Annotated in this window: 18 protein-coding genes; 6 read left to right on the forward strand and 12 right to left on the reverse strand. The window is 35.0% G+C overall.

Annotation, left to right across the window (positions count from 1 at the left end):
• Positions 1-57 precede the first annotated feature (57 nt).
• The 3 genes from FND99_RS08445 to FND99_RS08455 all read right to left on the reverse strand — a co-directional run bounded on the left by FND99_RS08445 (position 58) and on the right by FND99_RS08455 (position 7,660).
• Positions 58-5,727 carry an alpha-2-macroglobulin family protein gene (locus tag FND99_RS08445; protein ID WP_144337532.1) on the reverse strand — a complete coding sequence of 1,890 codons (5,670 nt, stop codon included), beginning with the start codon at positions 5,725-5,727 and terminating at the stop codon, positions 58-60.
• A 297-nt stretch (positions 5,728-6,024) separates the two neighbouring features.
• Positions 6,025-6,468 carry a nucleoside deaminase gene (locus FND99_RS08450; RefSeq protein WP_144337533.1) on the reverse strand — a complete coding sequence of 148 codons (444 nt, stop codon included), beginning with the start codon at positions 6,466-6,468 and terminating at the stop codon, positions 6,025-6,027.
• Between the two features lie 67 nt (positions 6,469-6,535).
• A complete protein-coding gene (locus tag FND99_RS08455) occupies positions 6,536-7,660 on the reverse strand; it encodes a Fic family protein (protein WP_144337534.1) in 1,125 nt (374 codons plus the stop codon).
• Positions 7,661-7,839: 179 nt separating this feature from the next.
• On the opposite strand from FND99_RS08455, the gene FND99_RS08460 reads away from it, so the two are divergent.
• Positions 7,840-9,627: a 1-deoxy-D-xylulose-5-phosphate synthase gene (locus FND99_RS08460; protein WP_144337535.1), complete on the forward strand. Its 1,788-nt coding sequence runs from the start codon at positions 7,840-7,842 to the stop codon at positions 9,625-9,627.
• 34 nt (positions 9,628-9,661) lie between these two features.
• Entirely contained in the window at positions 9,662-10,663 is a 1,002-nt protein-coding gene (locus FND99_RS08465) for a DUF3078 domain-containing protein (protein WP_144337536.1), read from the forward strand.
• Positions 10,664-10,743: 80 nt separating this feature from the next.
• Here the strand turns inward: FND99_RS08465 and FND99_RS08470 are convergent, their stop codons facing one another.
• Positions 10,744-12,090: a deoxyguanosinetriphosphate triphosphohydrolase gene (locus FND99_RS08470; RefSeq protein ID WP_144337537.1), complete on the reverse strand. Its 1,347-nt coding sequence runs from the start codon at positions 12,088-12,090 to the stop codon at positions 10,744-10,746.
• A 240-nt stretch (positions 12,091-12,330) separates the two neighbouring features.
• A complete protein-coding gene (locus tag FND99_RS08475; protein ID WP_144337538.1) occupies positions 12,331-12,792 on the reverse strand; it encodes an Lrp/AsnC family transcriptional regulator in 462 nt (153 codons plus the stop codon).
• A gap of 158 nt (positions 12,793-12,950) precedes the next feature.
• Here FND99_RS08475 and metE point away from each other — a divergent pair, with 158 nt between their 5' ends.
• From metE to FND99_RS08490, 3 genes are all read left to right on the forward strand, one after another.
• Positions 12,951-15,275: a 5-methyltetrahydropteroyltriglutamate--homocysteine S-methyltransferase gene (metE, locus tag FND99_RS08480; protein WP_144337539.1), complete on the forward strand. Its 2,325-nt coding sequence runs from the start codon at positions 12,951-12,953 to the stop codon at positions 15,273-15,275.
• 319 nt (positions 15,276-15,594) lie between these two features.
• Entirely contained in the window at positions 15,595-15,927 is a 333-nt protein-coding gene (locus FND99_RS08485) for a type II toxin-antitoxin system RelE/ParE family toxin (RefSeq protein WP_144337540.1), read from the forward strand.
• 8 nt (positions 15,928-15,935) lie between these two features.
• Positions 15,936-16,235: a helix-turn-helix domain-containing protein gene (locus tag FND99_RS08490; protein ID WP_144337541.1), complete on the forward strand. Its 300-nt coding sequence runs from the start codon at positions 15,936-15,938 to the stop codon at positions 16,233-16,235.
• 52 nt (positions 16,236-16,287) lie between these two features.
• On the opposite strand, the gene FND99_RS08495 is transcribed toward FND99_RS08490, so the two are convergent.
• Positions 16,288-16,872: an outer membrane beta-barrel protein gene (locus FND99_RS08495; RefSeq protein WP_144337542.1), complete on the reverse strand. Its 585-nt coding sequence runs from the start codon at positions 16,870-16,872 to the stop codon at positions 16,288-16,290.
• Between the two features lie 146 nt (positions 16,873-17,018).
• Between FND99_RS08495 and gldA the strand changes: the two genes are divergently transcribed.
• Complete coding sequence (gene gldA / locus FND99_RS08500; RefSeq protein WP_144337543.1) at positions 17,019-17,915, forward strand: gliding motility-associated ABC transporter ATP-binding subunit GldA; 897 nt, start codon at positions 17,019-17,021, stop codon at positions 17,913-17,915.
• 313 nt (positions 17,916-18,228) lie between these two features.
• Here the strand turns inward: gldA and FND99_RS08505 are convergent, their stop codons facing one another.
• From FND99_RS08505 to FND99_RS08530, 6 genes are all read right to left on the reverse strand, one after another.
• Positions 18,229-19,638: a pyridoxal phosphate-dependent decarboxylase family protein gene (locus tag FND99_RS08505; RefSeq protein ID WP_144337544.1), complete on the reverse strand. Its 1,410-nt coding sequence runs from the start codon at positions 19,636-19,638 to the stop codon at positions 18,229-18,231.
• A gap of 64 nt (positions 19,639-19,702) precedes the next feature.
• Positions 19,703-20,926 (reverse strand): dicarboxylate/amino acid:cation symporter, encoded by a 1,224-nt coding sequence (locus tag FND99_RS08510; protein ID WP_144337545.1) that lies wholly within the window; start codon positions 20,924-20,926, stop codon positions 19,703-19,705.
• A gap of 190 nt (positions 20,927-21,116) precedes the next feature.
• Positions 21,117-21,770: a class I SAM-dependent methyltransferase gene (locus tag FND99_RS08515; RefSeq protein ID WP_144337546.1), complete on the reverse strand. Its 654-nt coding sequence runs from the start codon at positions 21,768-21,770 to the stop codon at positions 21,117-21,119.
• A gap of 248 nt (positions 21,771-22,018) precedes the next feature.
• The gene (gene metF / locus FND99_RS08520; RefSeq protein WP_026728550.1) at positions 22,019-22,975 is read right to left on the reverse strand and encodes a methylenetetrahydrofolate reductase [NAD(P)H]; all 957 of its coding nucleotides are present in this window, start codon (positions 22,973-22,975) and stop codon (positions 22,019-22,021) included.
• A 92-nt stretch (positions 22,976-23,067) separates the two neighbouring features.
• On the reverse strand, positions 23,068-25,743 hold the full coding sequence (gene metH / locus FND99_RS08525) for a methionine synthase (protein ID WP_144337547.1): 2,676 nt from the start codon (positions 25,741-25,743) through the stop codon (positions 23,068-23,070).
• Between the two features lie 234 nt (positions 25,744-25,977).
• Entirely contained in the window at positions 25,978-26,490 is a 513-nt protein-coding gene (locus tag FND99_RS08530; protein ID WP_144337548.1) for a hypothetical protein, read from the reverse strand.

Here is a 26,490-nt window from a genome sequence, read left to right on the forward strand (position 1 = left end):
TATTAAAAAATATCTGTGTAAATCAGTTTAATCCGTAAAATCCGTGAGCTATTTTTTTTATTTCACAACCTCAACCCAGAATCCTTTTGTTCTTGCTAAGAACGTATTATCATACATCGCTTCACATTGCAATCCAGGCAAATAATAATTACCTAAATAAGATGCGTTTAACAAGATTCTGAAAACTTTAGTTTCTCTCGATTTCATTCCGAAATAGAAATTAGTTCTGTCGTCACGAATATCAATATAATCCGCAGTATTATTTACAGCGTCTCCATAATCGGTAAAACGAGTATTTACGATTTCGAATCCGGAAGGTAGAATCTGAGATACCGCAACATTCTGAACACTTTCATTTCTTTGATTTTTAATTGTAACCTCAGCAATAAATTCGGTTCCCTGATTAATTTTGGAAACATTGATCACACTTCCTTTTCTATTTTTGAAAACAATAGAAGCCGAAACATCATTTTGAACTGTATTTTCCTGTCCAATTGGCAATATTCCGGTATTCAACACACGAACATAAACCGTATTATTTTTAATGTTTTTCAGCGTAATACTATTTGTTCCGCTTGCAGTAGGCAAACTTCTATCAGCAATAGTTTTTTGTGTATTAATCGTTTCTCCTTTGCCATTTTTACTGAACTGAATATTAATACCTTTTGACCCATTACTTACCGAAAATTTCGACATCGAATACAAACAATAAGCCGTTGTTTGCGTGCTCATCCACTGATTAGCAGACATTTCTTTAGCCAATTTTGTTGCCGTTACAAATGCTTTTTGTTTTTGCCCCAAAAGAAGAAATGTTTCTAAAGCCATCGCACGGTTTCTTTCGCTTGAGCCATAATAGTAATAACTATATCCATCGGAATCGCCGTCGATACTAGTTTTCAGGAACAAACTTTGTCCAGCCGATTTTTGTCCCGCCAAAACATAAGCTGCTGCCAAACGAAGTTTACTTTCGTTCGAAATGCCTTTTGTTTCTCTCAACCTATTCATAGATGATAAATCGGCATTTCCTGCCAAAGCCAAAGTATATAATCTATAAGCCTGAGCCAGATCATTTCCATATTTCGGTTCAAAACGCCATTGTTTTGCTTCTTTTTGCTGATATGAGAGCCATTTTGATTTGAAATTAATTGGCAATACATATCCCTTTTTCTCTGCTTCAATCAAGAAGTGCCCGGCGTAAGAAGTTCCCCAATCATCAGCAACTGCATTTCCTTGCCAATACGGCATTCCTCCATTAGATAATTGGAAATTACCCAATCTTGCAATTCCCGCCGTAACATTCTTTTGAATTAATCCTTTGCGGATAGCATCAATATCAGCAACATCTCCTAGATACAATTGCGGGAAAACAGACGAAGTTGTCTGCTCGACACAACCATGCGGATACTGAATTAAAAACTGCATTCTACCATTCAAATTCATTGATGGCATTGATGAAACTTCTAATCTGGCTTTATTGCTTCCGGCTACTCCAAATGTTTTCCACGAAAGTGTTTTTGTGCTATTTGGAAGCAAAATAACATCTGTAAAAGTACTCGTAACCGGATTCGGATTTGTCATATCAATTTCGACATCGTAACTTGATTTTTCATTTCCTGAAGTTGCAATAACCTGAACTTTTGCAATTCCGGTAGCAGCACCAACAACCAAATTAAAATATGCCATTTTTTCGTCAGGTGAACTAAAAGTTAATGATTGCGTTGCGCTTCCCATAACTTTTAAGCCATTGCTGGTTTTAATTTGAATAGAAACATTTTTAATTCTGTTTTCTGTTGCAAAAACAGTAACCGGAATCGTCACTTTTTCTGAAGGTGAAATTTTTCTCGGCAACGATGCCAAAACCATCAGCGGACTTTTTACCGGAGTCGCTTTTTCAACGCTTCCATAAGCGCTTGTATTGGCATCACCTGCAACAACCATAGTTCGAACAGAACCGATGTATTTTGGCAATTTTAACTGATGTGATTTTGTTTGTCCTTTTTCTAATTTAAATGGTCCGTAGTAAAATACAACAGGTTTAAAACGGTTTGCTTTTTTAGCTTTTCCGCCTCCTAAATCCTGATCTCCCCCAATACTGAAAATCTGATTTATTTTTCCGCCATAAGCACCAATAACATCATCATAAATGTCCCACGTTTTTACACCCAATGCTTCACGAACATAAAAACTGTCCCAAGCATTTGGCGTTTTAAAACGAGTTAAATCTAAAAGTCCTTCATCAACAACGGCAATAGTATACGTCATTTCTTTACCCGATTTTTCCCCTACTTTCACTGTAAAAGGCTGTTCTGGTTTCAAAACATCAGGCATATTTATCGTCGGTGCCAAAATCGTGTTTTTGTCTACCACTTCAATCGGAACAATTCCATACATACGAATTGGCGAGTCATTTTTAGTGGATGCGTGAGGCTGTAACAAAGTAATATTGAAATACACATTTGGCGCCATTGCTCCCGTAATTGGAACTTCAACTTTTGTTTCTCCCTGTTTTGTTTTTGCCCAAAGTGTCTGAACCACTTTTGATCCGTTTTCGATTGAAATCAAAGCGCGTCCGCCTTCACTTGAAGGGAAAGAAATTTGTGCTTTTTCACCAACTGCGTAATTTTTCTTGTCTGTAGAAAATACCAGCATATTTGCAGTAGAAGCATCTCTGTTGCGTGTTTTTCCAGACCAAATTGGCCAATCAATATTTACGGTCAAAGCAGTTGCATGTCCGTCTGCGTTATCTGAAACACGAATTAAATAACGTCCCCACTCTTCATCGGTTAAAGAAAACTGAATGCTTCCTTTTCCGTTTGCATCTGTATTTACTACAAAAGTTTTATAGGAAGTCGTTGCATTCGACGAATTATAATTCGACAAATTATCGCTTGAAGCATCCCACCACCAGCGCCAATCCACTTTGAAAACTTTAACTTCTAGGTTTCTTACTGATTTTGGTCTTCCGTTTTCATCAACCGTAACAATATCAAAACGATTATTCGTTCTGGTTTCAAGCATATTGTATTTGTTCAATTCTGGAGATTTGATTCCAACATAAGTTTTATACGGAGAATAAGTAGTCGAAATGACATCAGTACTAAAATCGCCTCCCTCTTCATACACTTTTGTGATGAACGAAGCACGCAACATTCCCGGCGCTTGACCTTGTAATTTTGGCTGAATATTTACAGATGCTTTTCCGTTTTCATTTAATTTTCCGGAGAAAACATTGATTTCTTCTGTACTGAATTGACGTACCAAATCATCAAAACTATATTTCTCATAACCTTTGAATGTTGTTGCTTGTTGCGAAAATTTAGCCTGCATTTCTACATTTAAATTTTTCGCAATTGCACCATGAAGCCAAGTCACTTCAAGATTATCTGTATTTGGATAAGACGAAGAAAGCGTTTTTCTGGTAAATGTATTTTTGATTTTTAAACGATTTGGTTTAATCGTCTCTATTTTAATGCTTTTGTAAAATTTCGCTCCGCCAACACTTACCATCGCCTCCCAATTTCCCGTTGGCGCATCTTGGTTTGTTGGAACCGTAAAAGCATAATGATTTAGTTCATTCGTTTTTTGAACTGTCTGATAAACCGTTTTTCCATTCGGATCATTCAATCTGAATTTAATTGGGTGTGATTTTGGCAATTTGTTTGACGCATCATTTAAAATGAAAGACAAATACAAATTATCGCCTGGACGCCAAACGCCTCGCTCTCCATAAATAAAGCCTTTTAAACCTTTTTGCAATGTTTCGCCTGCTACGTCAAAATTACTTACAGACAATGAAAGTCCGTCATCCAATTTCACATAAGTCGATTGCTGACCCAAAGTCACAATTGCAAAATAAGCGAATTTATCAAGCTGAAACTGTGCAATTCCTTCGCTGCTTGTTGCTTCCGTTGCAATTTTCTGTTGCTGGAAGTTATACAAATCAATTCTCGCATTCGAAACTGGTTCGGTTGTAACTATATTGTTTACCACAAATACATACGATTTATTCTCTCCTCTTTTTGCAATAACTCCTAAATCTGTAGCTAAAATATTGGTCGCAATTTTAGCATTATAATAATACGAGCTTGAGCAAGGATCTTGACTTTCACGCCATTCATAGTCATCGTAATAATAATCATCGTATGAGTTTTCACTGTAATTCACGTCATTTTCGTCAACTTCTTCTTCCTCATCATCGTTTTGATCTGCGTCTGAAGTTTCACATTTATAAAGCGAATATTTCTTTTTGAAAGCAAATTCAACTCGATAAATTGCGCCTGGTTCTGGTGTAATAAGTTTGGATAAATCCAATGCAAATGTGTTCCATTTACTCGGATTTATGAGTTTGCTTTCAGCTAAATTCAGTGTGGTTTTTGCAATAGGCTGCGCAACTTTCTTGAGATTTTGGCCTCCGTTTAATTCATTGTATTGAAGAAACTGCAGAATATTGTTTTTATAAATTTTATAAACCTTCACATCAACTGCGCTTAGGTTTACAGCTTCAAAATTCAATTTTAGATTATTTGAACTTGGCAGAATTGTTCCATTTTTAATAAAGCGAACATTTGGTTTTATTTGATCAAAAGAAATTTTCTCTGTAAAGTTCGCTTCCAGTTTTTTGCCATATTGGCTTTCAATTCCCTGAAAAACCTCAAGCGTTAAATCTCCAACGACAATCTCATCAGAAGCTGTCTCTTCATCTTGAACCACTTCTACAGGTTCTGAAACTGCAACTGCAGCACTGTCAACAACAACTGCAGCTGAATCCACAAGTGAAACTGCCGTTTCTTCTACAGCAACCGGATTCGGCTTTTCTTTTTTAGCTTCCTTTTCATTATTAAAATAAACTTTCAGTAAGTTTCCTTCTGTAGAAAATTTTAAATTATTAGTATTCTGAATCGAAACTAAACCTTTAAAATCCTGCCCTTTTTCCAGAGGTTCAGAAAAATTAATCAAAACCGACTGATTGTTTCCGTCCGGAACTTCAACTTTTACGATTTTAAATTCGTTTATATTCGTAATCGGGAAATCGATTTGTCCTTTTTGGTCAATATCAAAATCGCTTCCGTCATATAAAATTTCCAAGTTTGAAGCCTCAGAATAACGCTGAATACTATCAATGATAAAATGGAACTCTTTGCCAAAACCAGATTTTTTCTCAAACTTAATTTTAAGATTATTTCCTTTTTGTTTGGCTTCGACTAACTTTTTAGCTGTTTCAATATCAATATTATCTGCTGTTTTTAAAACACAGTTCAAATATTGATATTCTTTGCTATACGACTGAATATCTGCCGTATTGATCGTAAAATCCTGTTTGATTGTTTTGACGGTAAAATTGAATTCTGAAAGTTCTTTTTCCTTCTCTTTTGGAAGCGTAATAAGTTTATTCAATTTCAGCGTTACCTGATATTCTGTACCTGGTTTTAGCTTTTTTTCTGGGATAAAAGCAATAGTATTTGGCGAAAGCGCTATCACTTTTCCATCAACGCTTGGCGAAATATCAAATAAATCGCTGTCTAAAACTTGATTGGCTTTCCATTCTTTTTTATCAAAAGCCAAAACCACCCTAATATCCGATTCCGACGAGACTATTCCCCCCGTGAAACTGACTATATACTCTTTAAATAATGAAAAATCAGAATTAAAATCGGCTGCTGATTTTCTGCCGCAAGATTGAAAAATAAAAAACACACAAAACACGAGAACTAATCCTTTTGCTTTCACTTTTATTTAGAGTTAATGGGTTACAATTTTTAGGAAATATGAGAACATTTTAACATTTGACTGTTACTTCCTATAACTATCAATTGATAAATATATTGCAGTAAATATAAAATAATTTCCGAGCTCTTTTAAGAAGAATTTTCTCTAATAAAAATATTTAACTTTTGTTGAAGTTTAAAAGCAATTATGAGAGTAATGAGGAGCAAATTCCAGCTGTACGCTATATCTTTTCCTTGCTAAAAAACGCAAGAAAAAGGATACCGCTTCCATCTGGGCTAGGCAGTTGGTTTCAAAAGATTATTTACGTCTTTCCAGAAAAAAACGTTTCATTAAATCTGCCGCTTCGTTTGCCATTACGCCAGAAACAACAGTAGTTTTGGGATGAAGTTTAGTTCCCATATTGATAAAACCGCGTTGCTCGTCGCGTGCGCCAAAAACAATTTTTGAAATCTGACTCCAATATAAAGCTCCTGCACACATTTGACAAGGTTCGAGCGTTACATAAAGTGTACAATCCTTTAAATATTTCCCGCCAAGAAAATTTGCTGCAGCAGTTATGGACTGCATTTCAGCATGAGCGGTAACGTCGTTGAGCAATTCGGTTAAATTATGGCTTCTCGCAATAACTTTATCTGCAACAACAACAATGGCACCAACAGGAATTTCGCCTTTCAAATAGGCTTCTTCTGCTTCCTGCAGGGCTTTTTTCATAAAATATTCGTCTGTAAAAGGATTTTCCATGAATGCAAAAATAAGGTTTTGAAATAATTTTCTTTTGATTAAAATGAATAAAACCTCAACAAAAACCTCACTCCTTCAATATGCTATCTGTGGAGAAATTCAAATTATAAGATCGGCTTCTACCTTCTCCTCTGGGAGTTAAAATATTTTTATCTGTTAAGTCCTGTAAATCTCTTGTAGCTGTGGCTCTAGATGTTTTCGTAATAGACACATATTTATTTGCGGTCATTCCGCCTTGAAATCCCGTGATGCCGTTTTCAAACATTTTCAGAACAGCTTTAGTTTGCCTTTCATTCATTTTATCTTTAAACTGATCAATAAATTTGCTTTTGTTTAATGTAAAAAGAACGGTTTGTTTTGCGCTTTTTTGTGATTCCAAAATCAAAGTAGAAAAATAAAAAATCCAATCGGTGATTTCTTTCGATCGTTGTGCTTGCTTCAAAGCCTGATAGTATTTCTTTTTATTTTGCTCAATTGTACTCGAAATACTCATTAAAACGGGACGATTCAAAGATTCCGAAAGGCATTTTTCAGCAATAGCTCTTCCAATTCTTCCATTACCATCTTCAAAAGGATGAATACTCTCAAAGTACAAATGAGAAATAGAAGTTTTAATCAATGCCTTTTTAATATCTATTGGTTTTACTTTAAAATCATTGAACCATTCAATAAATTTTTTCATTTCAAACGGAACTTGATTCGAAGGAGGCGCTTCAAAATGAACAATTTCTTTTCCATAAGTCCCCGAAATAATTTGCATTGGTTCGCTTCCTGTTCGATACTTTCCTGGATTAATATGTTTTGAATATTCCATGAGTATAAAATGCCATTGTATAATCTGAGATTCGGTCAATTTTTCAGAAAAAGAATTTCGAACCGTAACCATTAACTTTGCAATTCCCTGTGCGCTTTTATCTCTAATTTGATCAAAAGAGTCTCCAATACCTAAATTTTTCTTGATAGAAGACATTATATCTTGACGACTAAAAAATTCTCCCTCAATTTCAGAAGTCTTAATCGCTTCTGAAATCATAAACTGCAAAATAGTTTCCTGTTTGATTATAGTTGACAAAGAATCAACAAGACCTTTTACTTCCCCTGTTTCAAATGCAAATTCAATACAAAGAGAATCTATTATGGTATCATCATAAACAAAATTTTCCCAATTTGGTAATTGCCAATTATATTCCATGAGGTGATTATTTAAATTAATCGCCTCAAATATAGTGATTTTTTGAGGCGATTAAAAGAAATAATCGCCTCATTTTATCTATAATGTGTACTGAAATTTTAAATTTCCAGTATTTATTTAGCCAAACATCTGAAAAGGAAAATTAAATTTAAAACCGTAAATTTGCTTTTTACCTTACAATGAAAAGCAACTTACTTTCAAATATATACAATCCTGCTGATTTACGTTTACTCGACGAAACTCAATTACCACAGCTGGCAAAAGAATTACGAGATTTTATAATTGATATTGTCTCTGTAAAAGAAGGCCATTTAGGTGCCAGTTTAGGAGTTGTAGAACTTACGATTGCTTTGCACTACGTTTTCAACACACCCGAAGATTTATTGGTTTGGGATGTTGGACATCAGGCATACGGTCATAAAATTTTGACGGAAAGACGAGAAAATTTTCACACCAACAGGCAAATAAACGGAATTTCTGGTTTTCCAAAAAGAAGCGAAAGTATATACGACACTTTTGGAGTTGGGCATTCTTCTACTTCTATTTCGGCCGCACTTGGAATGGCAATTGCTTCTAAACTTAAAGGCGATTTTGACAAACAGCATGTTGCCGTAATTGGCGATGCTTCAATCGCAAGCGGAATGGCTTTTGAAGGCTTAAATCACGCCGGAGTTACGGATGCTAATATTATGGTAATTTTAAACGACAACGCAATCGGAATTGATCCAAGCGTTGGCGCATTAAAAAAATACCTAACTGCGGTTAAAAACGGGAAAAATCCGAAGCAGAATAACATTATCAAATCCTTGAATTTTGATTATTCTGGACCTATTGATGGGCATGATTTTCCGACATTAATCAAAGAATTAAACCGATTAAAAAAGATAAAAGGTCCAAAATTTCTTCATATTGTAACCACAAAAGGAAAAGGTTTGCAACAAGCAGAAGAAAATCAGGTGAAATATCATGCGCCTGGAAAATTTGATGCTTCAACTGGAGAAATTCATGTAAAATCTGAAGAAAACCTACCTCCAAAATTTCAGGATGTTTTCGGCTTGACCATTTTAGATTTAGCCAAAAAAAATGAAAAAATTATCGGAATTACACCTGCAATGCCATCGGGAAGTTCATTGAAATTCATGATGGACGAATTGCCTCAGCGCGCTTTTGATGTGGGAATTGCAGAACAACATGCCGTAACGCTTTCTGCCGGAATGGCGACACAAGGTATGATCGTGTACTGCAATATTTATTCGACTTTTTTACAGCGTGCATACGATCAGGTTATTCACGATGTTGCTTTACAAAATTTGCCTGTTATTTTTTGTTTGGACAGAGCTGGATTAGTCGGTGAAGACGGTGCAACACATCACGGCGTTTTTGATATTGCTTATTTAAGAGCAATTCCGAATATGATTATTTATGCGCCAATCAACGAAATTGAGCTGCAAAACATTTTATACACGGCACAATTAGGACTAAATCACCCGATCGCGATTCGATATCCGCGCGGAAGAGGTGTTTTGCCAAATTGGGAAGTAGGAAATTTCGGACATTATGAAAAAATTGAAATTGGCCCAGCAAAATGTCTAAAAAACGGTACGAAAGTTGCTGTTCTTTCGGCCGGAACGATTGGAAATAATGTAATTGAAGCTTTAAAAGAATGTGGCAATCCAAACCATATTGCTCATTACAGCTTTAGTTTTATTAAACCATTAGACATCAACACATTAAAACACATATTCACAACCTTTGAGGAGATTATCACGATTGAAGACGGGGTTAAAAACGGCGGTTTTGGAAGTGCTGTTTTAGAATATGCAGCAGCAAATAATTTTAAAAATAAGATTGAAATTTTAGGTATTCCTGACCATTTTATTGAGCAAGGAAGCATTCCGGAACTGCAACATATGTGTAAAATTGACGTTAAAAGTTTAATAAATCTTTTTTCAAACGATTCAAAATAATTATTTTGCACAACCAAAAACTAAAATAAGCCTAATGAAATTATTGCGTTCTACCCTTTTGCTGTTATTGCTATTGTGTACTTCAAATAACTTTGCCCAAATTATACAAACCACTTTAGACCCAAGCCAACTACCTAAATTGCCATCAAACTGGACTAAAAAAAATCAGCTGGGTTTTGATATTTCTGAGATCGCTTTTGTGAACTGGAGCGCGGGGGGAACAAGCTCAGTTTCTGGACTTTTTAAAGGTGAATTTGGAAGAACTTACGTTAAAGGAAATCACAAATGGGTTAATGAACTTATTGTAAAATATGGCTTAAATAAACAAGACGGAATCGAATTAAGAAAAACCGATGACGCATTTCAGTTCAACTCAACTTACGGTTTTAGAAAAGATACCGTTTCAAACTGGTACTATTCTTCAAAATTAAATTTCAACACACAATTTACAAACGGTTACAATTATCCAAACCGAGATGTTGCTATTTCAAAACCATTTGCACCAGCTTATATTTTCCTTGGAGCTGGAGCTGAAAACTCAAATAAAAAGAAAAACAGAACCTTTTATTTCTCACCAATAACACTTAAAACTACATTGGTTTTAGACCAATATTTAGCAAATCAAGGAGCGTTTGGGGTTAAAAAAGCAGTTTACATGACGGATCCAGCTGATCCTAATAATCAAATATTGGTTCAAGAAGGTCAAAAAGTAAAAGCCGAATTTGGTATACTTGCTACAGGTTATATGAAAAGCGAGATTTACAAAAATGTATTCTACGAAAATCGTCTGAGCTTATATACTGATTACTTGAATAAATTTGGAAACGTCGATGTTGATTATGATACCAAATTAGATCTTGTTGTAAATGCCTATGTAAAAGCAAACATTGGACTTCATATTGTTTATGACGACGATATCAAGACTAAAAAAGATGTTATTGACCCAACAACTGGAGCAAAAACTCAAGTTAACGACGGGCCAAGAACGCAATTACGCCAAGTTCTTGGTGTTGGTTTAGTTTATGCTTTTCAATAAAAACAACTCCATTATAATGTAAAGAAAGAGCCGATAAAAATTTATTTATCGGCTCTTTCTTTTATAGTAAAAACAGGAAGTTATCTCTTTTTATTTCCCTGAATCATTTCATATAATTCCAGCGCATTTCCATCTGTCAAAAGCGAAACATAGTGACAAATATGAAGCAGACGCTCGTATAAGTTGCCTTTTTCCAAATGATGTTTTTCAGGAAGCATTTTTAAAATCAGTTTGTCATAATTTGAAGCTGTTCCCTCGTATTTGTTGTTAAATGCCGTGATAAATTTGTCTAATAAAGTCTGGATAATCTGGTAACCTACAATTTCTTTCTCTATAACTTCACGGCTTTGGTAGATTTTATCAACACTTAATTTGATAATATCATTCATCTGTGCTTTGTATTTGCTTTTATCCGTTAAGGCAAAAGGGAAATTTCCAGCCAGAATTGCTTCTTCATTTTCAATAAAAACATCAACAGCATCATTTATCAAAGCGCCAATCGCCAAAGCACGCAAATAACTTATTCGATCTTCTTTGGTTTCTAATAATTTATATTTGGCAACGCCGATATTGTCTTTTACGAGTTTAATTAAATATTCCAAAGCATAATCTTCAGAAACCAAACCAAGATTTATTCCGTCTTCAAAATCGATAATCGTGTAGCAAATATCATCTGCAGCTTCAACAAGATATGCCAAAGGATGGCGTTCAAAACCAATATCTCCTTCTTCTTTATTAGCAATCATTCCCATGTCCTGAGCGACTTCTTCGAAGAATAATTTATCCGACTGAAAGAAACCGTATTTTTTATCTGAGATATTTGTCGTTGGTTTTTTAGGAAGACTCTCTTTTGGATATTTCATAAAAGCACCCAAAGTTGCATAAGAAATTCTAAGCCCGCCCTCGATTCCTGGACGACTTGCTGTTAATACAGAAAAACCGTTGGCATTTCCTTCAAAATCAATTAAATCCTGCCATTGTTTTGCAGTAAGCTTATCTTTGTATTTTAATCCTTTTCCGATTGAAAAATATTCCCCAATCGCTTTTTCACCCGAATGCCCGAAAGGTGGATTCCCAATATCGTGTGCCAAAGATGCCGCTGCAACAATAGCTCCGAAATCATTCATATGATAACCGTGAATCTCTTTTAAATAAGGATATTTCTCAATGATTTTTTTACCAACCAAACGTCCTAAAGATCTTCCAACAACAGAAACTTCTAAACTATGAGTCAATCTCGTATGCACAAAATCTGTTTTTGAAAGCGGAATAACTTGTGTTTTATCCTGCAAAGATCGAAATGCCGACGAAAAGATAATTCGGTCATAATCGACCTCAAATCCCAAACGCGTATCATCTTGTTCTACTCGTAATCTTTTGCTTGTATCGCCTTGACGTTTTAATGATAAAAGTTGTTCCCAGTTCATTTTGATATTTTAGATTGTAGATTATTGATTTTAGATTTAAGGAAGTTCAAAAATACATTTTTATTTTAGGATTTTATAAACCCAAAAATATTCAACACATAGAAACATAGGTTTTTTATTTTGACAAAGATTAGAGTTATCTTAAAAAGCAAGCTTTTACACATAGCAACTATGTTTGTTAAAGCAAGTGAAACGCCTTTTTAATATTTTTAAAGCTATGTTTCTATGTGTTTAAAAACCTTAAAATTCCAATGCCGTACTATGCTTAATTTCGCCCATTACAAATATACTATTCGTATTTCCAATGTTTTCAATCGTTGACAATTTATTCATGACAAAATCCTGATAACTAGCCATATCTTTCACTAGAATTTTGAGCATAAAATCATAATCGCCGGCAATATTATAACATTCTATAATTTCAGGAAGCGCAACAATATCTTTCACAAAATTACTTCCCACATTTTTGGCGTGTTCTTTTAAGCGGACGTTGCAAAAAACCGTCATCCCGCGATTCATTTTTTGCTTGTCCAACAACGCTACATATTTAGTGATATAACCATCTCTTTCTAATCGTTTTATACGTTCATACACTGGCGTAACGGTCAAGAATAATTTACTCGCAAGGTCTTTTGTGTTGATATTTGAGTTTTCCTGAAGGTGTTTCAGGATCAGCAAATCAGTTTTATCTAGGTTTTCCATAGTTTTTTTTACGGCTAAAGGTTCGTTTAAAAGATATTCACAGTAATTAAATCTTTTAAACGTTTATTTTAAAATACATATTACTGAAATAAACATCAAATATAAGTTTTAAAATCCATTAACATAAATTTGTTCAGTAAAAAATACTGAATCAAAAAATGAAAACAAACAACTTAGGTTACCCACGAATTGGCAGTAATAGAGAACTTAAAAAAGCATCTGAATTGTACTGGGCAGGAAAAATTTCTGCAGATGAACTGATCGCCGCCGGAAAAGAAATCCGCAGCAAAAACTGGCATTTACAAGCGTCGGCAGGCATTGATTTAATTCCGTCTAACGATTTTTCTTTTTACGACCAAGTTTTAGATTTGACATTGACACTCGGAGCAATTCCAGCTCGTTACCATGAATTAGCAAAGAACAATTCATCTCTAGATTTGTATTTTGCAATGGCAAGAGGATCGCAAAAAGAAGGTCAGGACGTTGTAGCAATGGAAATGACAAAATGGTTTGATACTAATTACCACTTTATTGTTCCTGAATTTACTAAGAACCAAAAGTTCGAATTGTTTTCTGAAAAAGTAATCAACGAATTTAAAGAAGCAAATGAAATCGGAATCAAAACTAAACCTGTTTTAATTGGGCCTGTTTCTTATCTTTTATTAGGAAAAGAAAAAGAAGAAGGTTTTCACCGAATTGATCTTATCGATAAATTGCTTCCTGTTTACTTCGAAATTTTCGAAAAATTACAGGCAGAAAATGCCGAATATATTCAGCTTGACGAGCCTTTCTTAGCTTTAAATTTAACCGATAAAGAAAGAAAAACGTTTACGCAAGTTTACAACGAAATCAACATTCGTTTCCCAAAACTTAAAGTTATTCTAGCAAATTATTTTGATTGTTTTGGCGAAAATCTAGAAACGGCACTGGCTCTTCCTGTCGATACTTTTCATTTAGATTTAGTTCGTTGTCCGCTTCAATTAGATGATATTTTAGAATCTGGGAAATTGGCTTCAAATGTAAATCTTTCACTTGGAGTGGTTGACGGACGAAATATTTGGAAAAATGACTTCAAAAAGTCTTTAGAAATAATCAAAAAAGCGGTTGATGCTTTAGGTGAAAGCCGAATTTTAGTTGCGCCTTCTTGTTCATTGATTCACAGTCCGTGCGATTTAGATTTAGAAACAAATGACGAAACGTTAACGCCAGAAATCAGACAATGGCTGGCTTTCGCGAAGCAAAAAATCAATGAAGTTGTGATTTTAAAACAATTATCTGCTTCAAACGAAATTGATATTAAAAACTCTATTGACTACGAAAGAAATGTAATTGCAAATGAAAACCGTAAAACTTCAAAATTGATTCATAATAACGAAGTTAAAACACGCGTTGCAGCAATTACACCTTCTGATGATAAACGTAAAAGTGTTTTTGCATCAAGAAGAAAAAGCCAGATTGAAGCTTTAAATCTGCCTTTATTTCCAACTACGACAATTGGTTCTTTCCCACAAACTGCTGAAGTGAGAAGCTGGAGAGCGAAATTCAAAAAAGGAGAATTATCAACTCAAGAATATAACGATTTAATCGAAAAAGAAACCGAAGCTACCATTCGTTTTCAAGAAGAAACTGGAATCGATGTTTTGGTTCACGGAGAGTTTGAGCGTAATGATATGGTGGAATATTTCGGCGAACAATTAGCCGGATTTACGTTTACCAAAAACGGCTGGGTTCAAAGCTACGGAAGCCGTTGCGTGAAACCTCCTGTTATTTACGGAGACGTGTCAAGACCAACTCCAATGACGGTAAAATGGTCGGAATATGCACAATCTTTGACTCCAAAATGGGTAAAAGGGATGCTTACTGGTCCAGTAACAATTTTGCAATGGTCGTTTGTTCGTAACGATCAGCCTCGTTCTGAAACTTGTACGCAAATCGCTCTAGCAATTCGTGACGAAGTTGTGGATTTAGAAAAAGCCGGAATCAAAATTATTCAAATCGATGAACCAGCAATTCGCGAAGGTTTGCCTTTACGAAAAGAAGAATGGGCTAAATATTTGAATTGGGCGGTTCGTGCTTTCCGAATTTCGGCAAGTGGCGTAAATGATGACACGCAAATTCACACGCACATGTGTTACAGCGAATTCAACGATATCATTCAAAACATTGCAGACATGGATGCCGATGTAATCACAATCGAATGTTCACGCTCTCAAATGGAGCTTTTAGATGCGTTTGCCAACTTTAAATATCCAAACGAAATTGGGCCAGGAGTTTACGATATTCACTCGCCTCGTGTTCCTTCAAGCCAGGAAATGGTAAAATTATTGGAGAAAGCTTCGGCTGTAATTCCGGTAGATCAATTATGGGTAAATCCAGATTGCGGACTAAAAACACGTCACTGGGATGAAACTAAAAAAGCTTTAATTGAAATGGTCAAAGCGGCTCAGGAAATGAGAACAGCAGTTGAAAATCCTGTGAGTTAATTCTTTTATTTACATATAATTTTTGTTTTTTTTATGTCAGCAGGTGGAGCTCGAAATTAGTTATGATTCGGTTTTGGCTTCACTCTTGCTGGCATTATTTTTTTAATTTAATCAGCCTTAGATTTTAAAATTTAGAAGCAGAAATTCTTGTTTTCAAAACAACTCCTGTCCCGCTTTCGGCTTTATCTCTCCGTTTCACTACGAGGATATCGCCTCAATCGGGGCTAGATTAGAAGTTTTTATTTTTGAAAGAATTTTCTCTAAAATAATAAAATGTCTTATATTTGCAAAATGTTCACTTTTAAGATAACTTTGCATAATGACAAGAACGATCATATTTCATGAAAACCATTTCATCGAATTTTATATAACTCAAAATGAAAAGGTAAAAATGAAAATTCAATACGTTCTCGAATTAATAAAACAAGTCGACAGAGTTCCTGAAAAATTTTTAAAACATTTATCAGGGACGGAAGGACTCTATGAAATAAGAATTGAAGTAAAATCAGATATTTACCGAATATTTTGCTGTTTTGATGAAGGGAAACTTGTGATTTTATTTAATGGTTTTCAAAAAAAATCACAGAAAACACCTAAAGAGGAAATAGATAGAGCAAAAAGATTAATGACTGAATATTTTCAACTAAAATAAATACCACTATGAAAAACTATCAAAATATAAAATCCTTCGATGATCTTATTGAAGTGGAACATGGAAAGTTAGGCACAGAAAGTAGAAATCAATTTGAAGAAAAATCACAAATGTTCATCATTAGTGAAATGCTCAAAGAAGCTCGCAAACAAGCTAATTTAACTCAAGAACAACTAGCGGATAGAACTGGAACTAAGAAAAGTTATATTTCGAAACTTGAAAATGGGAAAGGAAATGTCCAACTTTCGACTCTAATCAGAATTTTTGAAATTGGATTAAACAAAAGAGTTGGATTAACTTTTTTATAAAAAAAACACCCGCCACGGCGGATGCTTTCTTGAAATTGAATAAAAATTAAGATTAGAAGTTTTTAGAAACTCCAATATTAACTGTTTGACCAAAATTGAAGAAAAATTTGCTGTAATCTTCTCCATTGTTATCAAAACTTAACGTTTCATAACCTAATCCTCCAATGTTGAAGTTTAGACCAAAACCTTTTTTCATGTTGATAAAAAGTGCTGGTGTAACGCCAATGTACATACCATCTCCTTTGTATTTCACATAACTGTTTCCGTTATTAGCGTAAACCTTGTTTTTTTCGTTTTGGAAACCTAATCCCATATCTGCAAAAACAGAGAAAGTTTGGTTTAATGGAACTGAATAACGTACAAAACCTCCAATTCTGAAATTATTGTCTTTACGTTTTGAACCAGCTACATCAACATCAGATGAACTTGATGAAATTTCTCCCCCAACTGTCCAATTGTTGTTGAATTGGTAACCTACTTTTGGAGAAAAAGTAAATGTACTTGTTTTGTCTTCGCTGAATTGGTATTCTGATTTTTCAGAAGTGTAACCAATGTTACCAGCTACTAAGATTGTTCCTTTTTGTGCATTTGCAAAACTGCAGATAGCTAGGGCAGCCATCACTAAAATTTTTTTCATGATTTGGGTGTATTTAAATTTAGCATTCTCTTAACAATAACAATGCCGTGGATAAAGGGCTCTCTGATTTTTTATGCTCATTTTTAAAAGAGAAAATGTAGTAATCGAAACTATTTCTGTTTACTTTTGTAGCAAATAAAAAGTCAATGTCGATAGAAGTAAACAGCATATCAAAAAGTTACGGAGAGCAAAAAGCTTTAAATGAAATTTCTTTTAAAATTGAAAAAGGAGAAATTGTGGGATTTCTTGGTCCAAACGGAGCCGGAAAATCTACTTTAATGAAAATTTTGACCACCTATTTACTTGCCGATAGTGGCTCAGCCCTTGTAAATGGTCACGATGTCATGACAAACACTAAAGAGGTACAACGCTCGATTGGGTATTTGCCAGAGCATAATCCGCTGTATTTAGATTTGTATGTTCGTGAATATTTGGCTTTTAATGCTGATGTTTATAAGGTTTCAAAATCAAGAATCGAAGAAGTAATTCAACTGACAGGACTGACACCAGAAAGCCATAAAAAGATAGGCCAACTTTCAAAAGGATATCGCCAGCGTGTGGGACTTGCCAATGCTTTGCTTCACAATCCTGACGTTTTAATTCTCGATGAACCAACTACGGGTCTGGATCCGAATCAGTTAATGGAAATTCGAAATGTGATTAAAAATGTAGGGAAAGATAAAACGGTTTTTCTATCTACACATATTATGCAAGAAGTTGAAGCAATTTGTGATCGTGTCATAATTATTGACAAAGGACAAATTGTTGCCGATAATAAATTAGATCATTTAGTAGCTGCCAATAAAGAGCAAGTTATTGAGGTTGAATTTGATTATCAAGTTGAGCAACAACTTTTGGCTAAATTGGAAAATATCGCTTCGTACGTCAACACACATGACATGACGTGGGAACTGACTTTTGTAACAGAGAAAGATATGCGCCCAGCAATCTTTGATTTTGCCAACGAAAATGGATTAAAGACATTGCAATTGAATCAGAAAAATAAAAACCTTGAAGCTGTTTTTAGAGAAATTACCAAATAGTTCTTTAAATTAAAATAATTTATAAAGCCAATTTGTTCTCAAGAATAAATTGGCTTTTCTTTTTCTAGCTGATTTTTACAGTTTTCTTGCTTTTCCAAACATACTTTAACACCTCGTTTCCAAACGATTAAATATTTTATATCCTTTTTTATTTATTTTTATTTAGACTTGATATAAATAGTATTATATTTGCAAAGAGAAATGCTACAATTTCATACTGTAATCAACCTTTCGATTCTTGTTTTTTTGTTTTTTTTTGTGTTAGTAAAGAGCCTGTTTGTTGTCAACAGGCTCTTTTATATTTAAGTAGATATTAGATTTCCAGATCTAAAATTGAAGTTTTCATTTCTTCCATAATAATTGCAATATCTTCTTCAGTTGTACGCCAATTCACAAAAGAAGCTCTTATTCCCTTTTTATTTTGATAAAATGTTGGCGTCATAAAAACTTTTCCTTTATCATTCAAGATCGTCAAAAACTCATTGACTTTTTCCTGATTATGATTTCCTTTCAAAGTAAAACAAACATTATTAAGACGAATTGGAGCCAATAATTCAAAACTTCCCGTTTCAATCAGAGCGTTCGCAAAATGAAGTGCCAACGAAGTACTGTTTTCAACAATATCTTTAAATCCATCTTTTCCATAAGCACGCAGCGCAAACCATGCAGGAAGCGCACGCAAACGACGTGAATTTTCAGGAAGAACATTTAAATAATTAAAATTCTCCAACGGATTTCCTAAATAAGGCGCATTAGAATTTTGGAAAGTTTCGATTTGCAAACTCAAATGTTCTTTTTTCATCAAATAAAAAGCGCTTTCATAAGGCACATTGAGCCATTTATGACAATCAATTGTGATACTATCTGCTCCTTCCCAGCCTTCAACTAAATGATTGAATTTGTCTGAAACCGCTGCAAATCCGCCAAAAGCAGCATCAATATGCCACCAGAAATTGTATTTTCTTCTTAATGCTGCTATCGCTTCAAAATCGTCAAAATCGGCTGTATTAACGGTTCCCGCACTTGAAATCAAGATGAAAGGTTTTCCGTTTAATTTTTTAATATTTTCTTCTAAATCAAAAAGATCAATTGCTTCACGGTTGCCTTCAATCGTTTTTATTGACGTATAATTTTGACTTCCAATTCCTAACATGGACAAACATTTAATCGAAGAAGAATGTGGCGTTGCTGTTAGAATTGAAATTGATTCTGAAATTCCGTTTTTGGCAAAATCTTTTCCAAATTGTTTTCCAAACCATTGTCTGGCAACTCCTAAACACGTAAAATTGGACATCGTTGCTCCCGTTACAAAACCGCCAGAAAATGTGTCTGGCAATTCCAACAACTGCAATAAAAAATTAATAGTTTCAAATTCAATCAATGCCGATGCACCGCCTTGCGCTTTTACCGCCTGCGTATTTTGATCGTAAACAGAGGCAAGCCAATCGCCAACAATCGACGCAGGAGTTGAACCTCCAGTAACAAATCCCAAATAACGTGGTCCCGGTGAAGAAACCATTAACGGTGCTAATCTTTCATTAAATTCAGCTAATGCGGCTAATGAACCCAAACCAAACTCGTTTAAATTACCGGCAGGATCAATTGTGTTTTTATTTGAAGTAGGAATCGTATCAAGATTATTAAGAAAATCAATTCCGTGTTGTTTTGTTTTTTCTAAGATATTTTCGAAATCGTTAAGATCATTTTGTAGTATTGAATTCATATAATTTTCTATTTGAATGAGATTTTAATTTAGTCTCTCGCAGATTAAAGAAATCTTAAATAGGCTACCATTTGGTTTTTTCCGAAAATCGAGCAACTAGCATTGACGAAATCACATCACCGTTAGCATTTAATAATGTTGCAATTGGATCAACCAAAGTTCCTAAAATCATAGCAACAGGAAGTGCTTGTTCCATCGGGAAACCGTAAACGGTAATTGCCAAAACTTCTCCTATATAACCTCCGTTTGGAATTCCTCCTTCGACAATGGAAACAATTACAGTGATTCCTAAAGCTAAAAGAATCGTCATTGGATCTGTAAAATCTTTTCCAAACATGGCAAACAAAAAAGTGATTTTTAATATAGATGACATACTCGAACCATCTTTGTGCAAAGGCGCTCCAAGCGGAATTACCAAATTTCGAACATGCGCCGGAATTCCCATTTTTTGTGCAGCATCAAGATTTGCTGGAATGGTTGCAATACTGCTACAAGTTCCTATTGCGGTTAATGAAGGTGTAATATTATTGCTCCAAAAAACTTTGAAAGCTCTTTTTCCGCCTGCAACAAGCGCATATAAACTGAAAAACAAAAAGAAATAGAAAATGCAGGCTGCATAATAAACGGCCATTGGCTTTGCATAAACACCAAACAATTGCGGACCAAAAATACCAACTTGATAAGCAAAATAAGCGCCCAAACCTATTGGAGCAAACTTCATTATGATGTTCAAAAGCTGTTTCATTACTTCGTTTCCTGAATCGAGAAAGCTCTTGAAAGCATTTCCTTTTTCACCCGATTGCAAGGTTGCAAAACCAATTAAAAAAGAAAAAACAATCAAAGCCAGCATGCTTTTTCGCGAAAGTAATTCAAAAAAATCATTTGTAGTAAGCAATTTTGCGATTTGATCTCCAATCGATCCCGATTCAATTTTCTCAAACGGAACTTTGGTAATTGCGATATCCTGGTGAATTGGAAAAAGATAAACGGCAAAAATCATCACAATTGCCGAAATAAGAATTGTAGTCAGAAAAACAAAAACCATTACTACAAAAAGTTTTCCTAATTTCTCCGTTCTTTCCAGATTAGCAATCGAAGAACCAATTGTAAAAAATATAAGCGGAATAATTGCGGTAAAAAGCAAATTCAAGAAAATATCACCAATGGGTTTTATCACCAAAACATCTTCTCCGAAAACCAATCCGAAAATACTTCCTACGATAATTCCTCCAAGAAGCAATAATATGCTGCTGTAACTCTGCAAAAAATTGATTTTCTTAACTTCCATAATGATATAAGCATTTAGAATTCAGCAACCACTATACTTTTTAAACACATAGAAACATAGTTTTCTTTGTCTATAAAGGCGTTTCACTTGTTTAAACAAACATTGCTATGTGTGAAAAATATGTTTTTCTTTAATTTCTTCTAACTAAAATTAAGAAAAATCTATGTTTCTATGTGTTTAAAAATTTCGGCTATTTCTCGAGAACAATCGTAGTATAATCTCTGTCGACTAATTCGCCGGTTTTGCTTTTTACTTTTTCGGTCTGTGTTTCTGTGTACACGATTTTAAAAGCTGTTTTGGCAATTAATTTTTGCGCTTTTTCGGTATCGTAAAGTTCAAATTCAAATTGCGTAAACGGCAGTTGCTTCATGAAATCTTCCTGAGCAAATGTCAAACAGAAGTTTCCATTTGGTTTTAAAACCCTGTAAATTTCCAAAAGCAATTCTGAAGGTTTCTGCCAAAAATAAAGGGTATTTACAGTAAATATTTTATCGAAAAAATCATCTTCAAACGGAATCTCATTTCCGTTGTAAAGCGAAAAGAAAGCTTGTTTTTGAGAAACAAAATTTCGGTTGATCTGGCGCGCTTCCTGAAACATCAGTTCCGACATTTCCAGTCCGTAGTATTTAATTTTTTCTGCTTGTTCGAATAGAAATTCTACGTGACCGGCGTTTCCGTGACCTAATTCCAGAATTCTGTTTTCGTTTGAAATATTGAGATTCTGAATCGAATGTTTGGTCATATTGATGTTCGTTTCGTTCATCATATTGGCCATTTCGATTCCTTTTTCTCCTGTCGGATGTTTTAATTGAGAGGCTATGGCTTGTAATTCTTCTTGTTTCATGACTCGAAAATTTAAACTTCTAAATTAAACAAAATCCTTCAGCAATTTGTTATTACTAGGCTCGCCTCCCAACTAACGCTTGTTTTGTCATTCCGAGGAACGAGGAATCTCCGCAAGAAACTCGACAAAGATTGGCGATTTACTGGATAGAGCTACTTGTGGAGATTCCTCGTTCCTCGGAATGACAAACATGACGCGAAAAAACTTTGTCAAAGTTTAAAACTTTGACAAAGTTCCTCGCAAAGACTTTAAAAAACCTGACTCGCGATCTGACGAATATTCTCAGATTTACCCATTGAATAATAGTGTAAAAACGGAACTCCAGCAGCTTTTAATTCCAATGATTGCTGAATCGCCCATTCGATTCCAACTTGTTTGATTTCAGCATTGTTTTTGCATTTATCTACGGCATCGATTAAATCTTCTGGCAAATCGATTCTGAAAATTTGCGGTAAAACTTGTAAATGTCTTTGAACCGCAATTGGCTTAATTCCAGGAATAATCGGAATTGTAATGCCCATTTCTCTTGCTTTTTCTACAAAGGCAAAATATTTAGAGTTGTCAAAAAACATTTGTGTTACCACATAATCAGCTCCTGCATCCACTTTTTCTTTTAATCGTTTTAAGTCTGATTGTAATGATGGTGATTCTAAATGTTTTTCAGGATAACCCGCAACTCCAATACAGAAATCAGCTTTATTATCAGCATCCATCACTTCATGCAGATATTTTCCGCAATTTAGATCGTTGATCTGTTTTACCAAATCAATTGCATAATGATTTCCACCCGCTTTTGGCACAAAAGATTGTTCGTCTTTCATTGCGTCGCCTCGAAGCGCCATTACATTATTGATTCCCAAATAATGACAATCAACCAACATATATTCGGTTTCTTCTTTGGTAAATCCGCCACAAAGCAAATGCGGAACAGTGTCAACATTGTATTTATGTTTTATAGAAGCACAAATTCCAAGCGTTCCCGGACGCATACGAGTCAGTTTTTTATCCAAAAGTCCGTTACCCCGGTCGATGTAAATATACTCTTCGCGAGAAGTGGTTACATCAATAAACGGCGGTTTAAACTCCATCAACGGATCAATATTATCGTATAATTCCTGAATGCTTTTCCCCTTTTGAGGCGGAATAATTTCAAATGAGAATAATGTTTTTCCTTTGGCGTTTTCTATATGTTCTGTTACTTTCATTTTTTGTTTTTTGTTTCAAGTTTTAGGTTTCAAGTTTCAAGTTGCTGTAGGGAACTTGAAACCTGAAACCTGAAACTAAAATAACTTTTTCGTTAATCTGCTATATTAGGATTTAACCATTTCATTGCGTAATCAGTTGAGACATTGCGTCGTTTGGCATAATCTACCACCTGATCTTCTTTTATTTTCCCGAGTCCGAAATAGCGGCTTTTCGGGTTTCCAAAATAATATCCTGAAACCGATGAAGCTGGCCACATTGCCATACTTTCTGTCAACTTAACTCCAATTTGTTTTTCAACATCTAAAAGCTTCCAGATTGTTGGTTTTTCCAAGTGATCTGGACAAGCCGGATAACCTGGCGCTGGACGAATTCCTTTATAATTTTCTTTAATCAATTCTTCGTTGGTTAAAGATTCTTCACTATCATAACCCCAGAAATCTTTACGTACTCTCTCGTGAAGATATTCGGCGAAAGCCTCAGCAAAACGATCTGCAAGGGCTTTTACCATAATCGAATTATAATCGTCTAAGTTTTTCTCATATTCCGCTGCCCATTCGTCAACACCAAAACCGGTTGTTACACAAAAAGCTCCAATATAATCATCAATTCCACTTTCTTTTGGAAGAATAAAATCGGCTAAAGCGATATTTGGAGCACCTTTTGTTTTTTGTGACTGCTGACGAAGCGTTAAAAATTTCTCCAACACTTTTCCGTTTTCATCGCGCAATTCGATATCATCGTCATTTACCTGATTTGCAGGGAAAATTCCGTAAATACCTTTTGCCTGAAGTTTTTTCTCTGCTAAAATTACTTTCAACATTGCCTGAGCATCGTTAAAAACAGATGTCGCTTGTTCGCCCACAACCTCATCACTTAAAATCGCCGGATATTTTCCGTACAATTCCCAAGTTTGGAAAAATGGCGTCCAGTCGATATACGGAACCAAAACATCCAATTCTATTTCAATAGTTTGCGCGCCGATTACTTTTGGTTTCGTCGGAGTATATTCCGACCAATCCAATGGTAATTTATTTTTACGGGCATCTTCAATTGTCAAGAAGTTTTTGTCTCTTGAACGATTTAAGAACGTTTCTCTAAAAGAATCATATTCTGCACGAATATCAGCCGCATATATTTTTCTATTATGATCCAACAGATTTCCTGCAACCGTAACAGCTCTTGAAGCATCGTTAACGTGAATTACAGTTTCTCTGTATTGAGGTGCAATTTTCACGGCTGTATGCGCGCGAGAAGTCGTCGCCCCACCAATCATAATTGGGATTTTAATTCCTTGTTTGTCTAATTCTTTGGCCAAATACACCATTTCGTCAAGCGAAGGCGTGATCAATCCGCTTAATCCAATAATATCTACATTATGCTCAATTGCAGCCGAAATAATTTTTTCCGGAGGCACCATAACACCCAAATCCACAATCTCGTAATTGTTACAAGCCAAAACAACTGAAACGATGTTTTTTCCAATATCGTGAACGTCTCCTTTTACGGTTGCCATCAAGATTTTTCCGTTTCCTTGTTTGTCTCCTGCTTGTTTGCTTGCTTCGATAAAAGGCAATAAATAAGCCACGGCTTTTTTCATTACACGAGCCGATTTAACTACCTGAGGCAAGAACATTTTTCCGCTTCCGAATAAATCTCCCACCACATTCATTCCCGTCATCAAATTGATTTCGATAACTTCAATTGGTTTTGTTGCAGCTAATCGTGCTTCTTCAACATCTTCTTCAATAAAAGCGTCAATTCCTTTTACCAATGAATGTGTAATACGCTCCTGAACGGTTCCAAAACGCCATTCCTGAACCGTTTTTTCATCGCTTTTTGCTTCACCTTTTACGCTTTCAGCAAAATCTAAAAGTCGTTCTGTAGCATCGTCGCGACGGTCAAGAATTACGTCTTCAACATATTCTAATAAGTCTTTCGGAATATCATCGTAAATCGTAAGCATCTCCGGATTAACGATTCCCATCGTCATTCCGTTTTTGATTGCGTGGTATAAAAACACCGAATGCATCGCTTCACGAACCGTATCATTTCCTCTAAAAGAAAACGAAACGTTACTTACTCCACCGCTAATATGTGCGTGTGGAAGGTTTTCGCGAACCCATTTTGTTCCTCTAAAGAAATCCAAAGCATTTAAACGATGTTCTTCCATTCCCGTTGCAACCGGGAAAATATTCAAATCGAAAATAATATCCTGCGGAGGGAATCCTACTTTGTTCACCAAAATATCATACGAACGCTGGCAGATTTCAACTCGACGATCGTAATTATCAGCCTGACCAACTTCGTCAAAAGCCATGATAATTGCCGCCGCTCCGTAACGTTTGATTAATCTTGCGTGATGAATAAAGGCTTCTTCGCCTTCTTTTAACGAAATCGAGTTTACAACGCTTTTCCCTTGTACTACTTTTAGACCTGCTTCAATGATTTCCCATTTCGAACTGTCAATCATAATCGGCACTCTAGAAATATCTGGTTCTGCAGCAATTAAATTCAAAAATTTAGTCATTGCAGTAACACCGTCAAGCATTCCTTCATCCATATTAATATCGATGATTTGTGCTCCACCTTCTACTTGCTGTCTTGCAATATCAAGTGCTTCGTCATATTTCTCTTCCTTGATTAATCTTAGGAATTTTCTTGAACCCGTTACATTCGTACGCTCGCCAACATTCACGAAAACACTTTCCGGCGTAATAATCAACGGTTCTAATCCTGATAATACAAGGTCTCTTCTTTTTTCTGTCATTTCTTTTTAAAGTTACTAAGATCCTGATCCCGAAGCCTCGGGACTAAGGTTCTAAGTTTTTTATTCTATCTTCTTTCCTGCAAGGTTTTTAAAACCTTGTAGGTATATTCGTTTTCAATATTTTAATTTGGGCGTGTCCCTCCGGGCCGGGCTATCCGTTGCAAGTCCTCGCACTTCCTTCGTCAGGCTGTGGGCTTTTCACTTCTATCCCTCACGCGAACTCGGTTTCAAAAATCATTCATGCCCATATCTACAATCAGATTTTGGCAACTCTTCAATCTCTTTTTTATTATAGAGAATATCCCAAATCATTTTATATAAATCTAAAAACGGCTTTGCGTTTTTATCATTTAAATCATTTGTATAACCATCATTATAACTCACGAAACTCTTCTTCCCATTTGCATAAACTACTATTACTTCTTTAAAACTTGGGGTTTTAATTTCAATTATACCTTTAGCTTTAAACTCAATTGGCATCTCAAAAAAATTAACTTTCTTAATATATGAGTATATTTTTTCTTTTTCTTCTTTTGTCAATTCAACCTTAATAGTCTTTTCTCCATCATTATAATTCCTGTAAAAACTATTATACAGAGAGTTGTAACCATCAGCTCGATCGCTATCAATTGTAAAATAAAAATCCGCTGGTATTTGTTGTACATTTATTGGTACCTGCTTTTTTTCACTGAAACCAGATAGACACAAAACCAAAAATAAAACTGATATTATTTTCAATAGTTTCAT

The sequence above is a fragment of the Flavobacterium daemonense genome (assembly GCF_007341385.1).
GTDB lineage: Bacteria > Bacteroidota > Bacteroidia > Flavobacteriales > Flavobacteriaceae > Flavobacterium > Flavobacterium daemonense.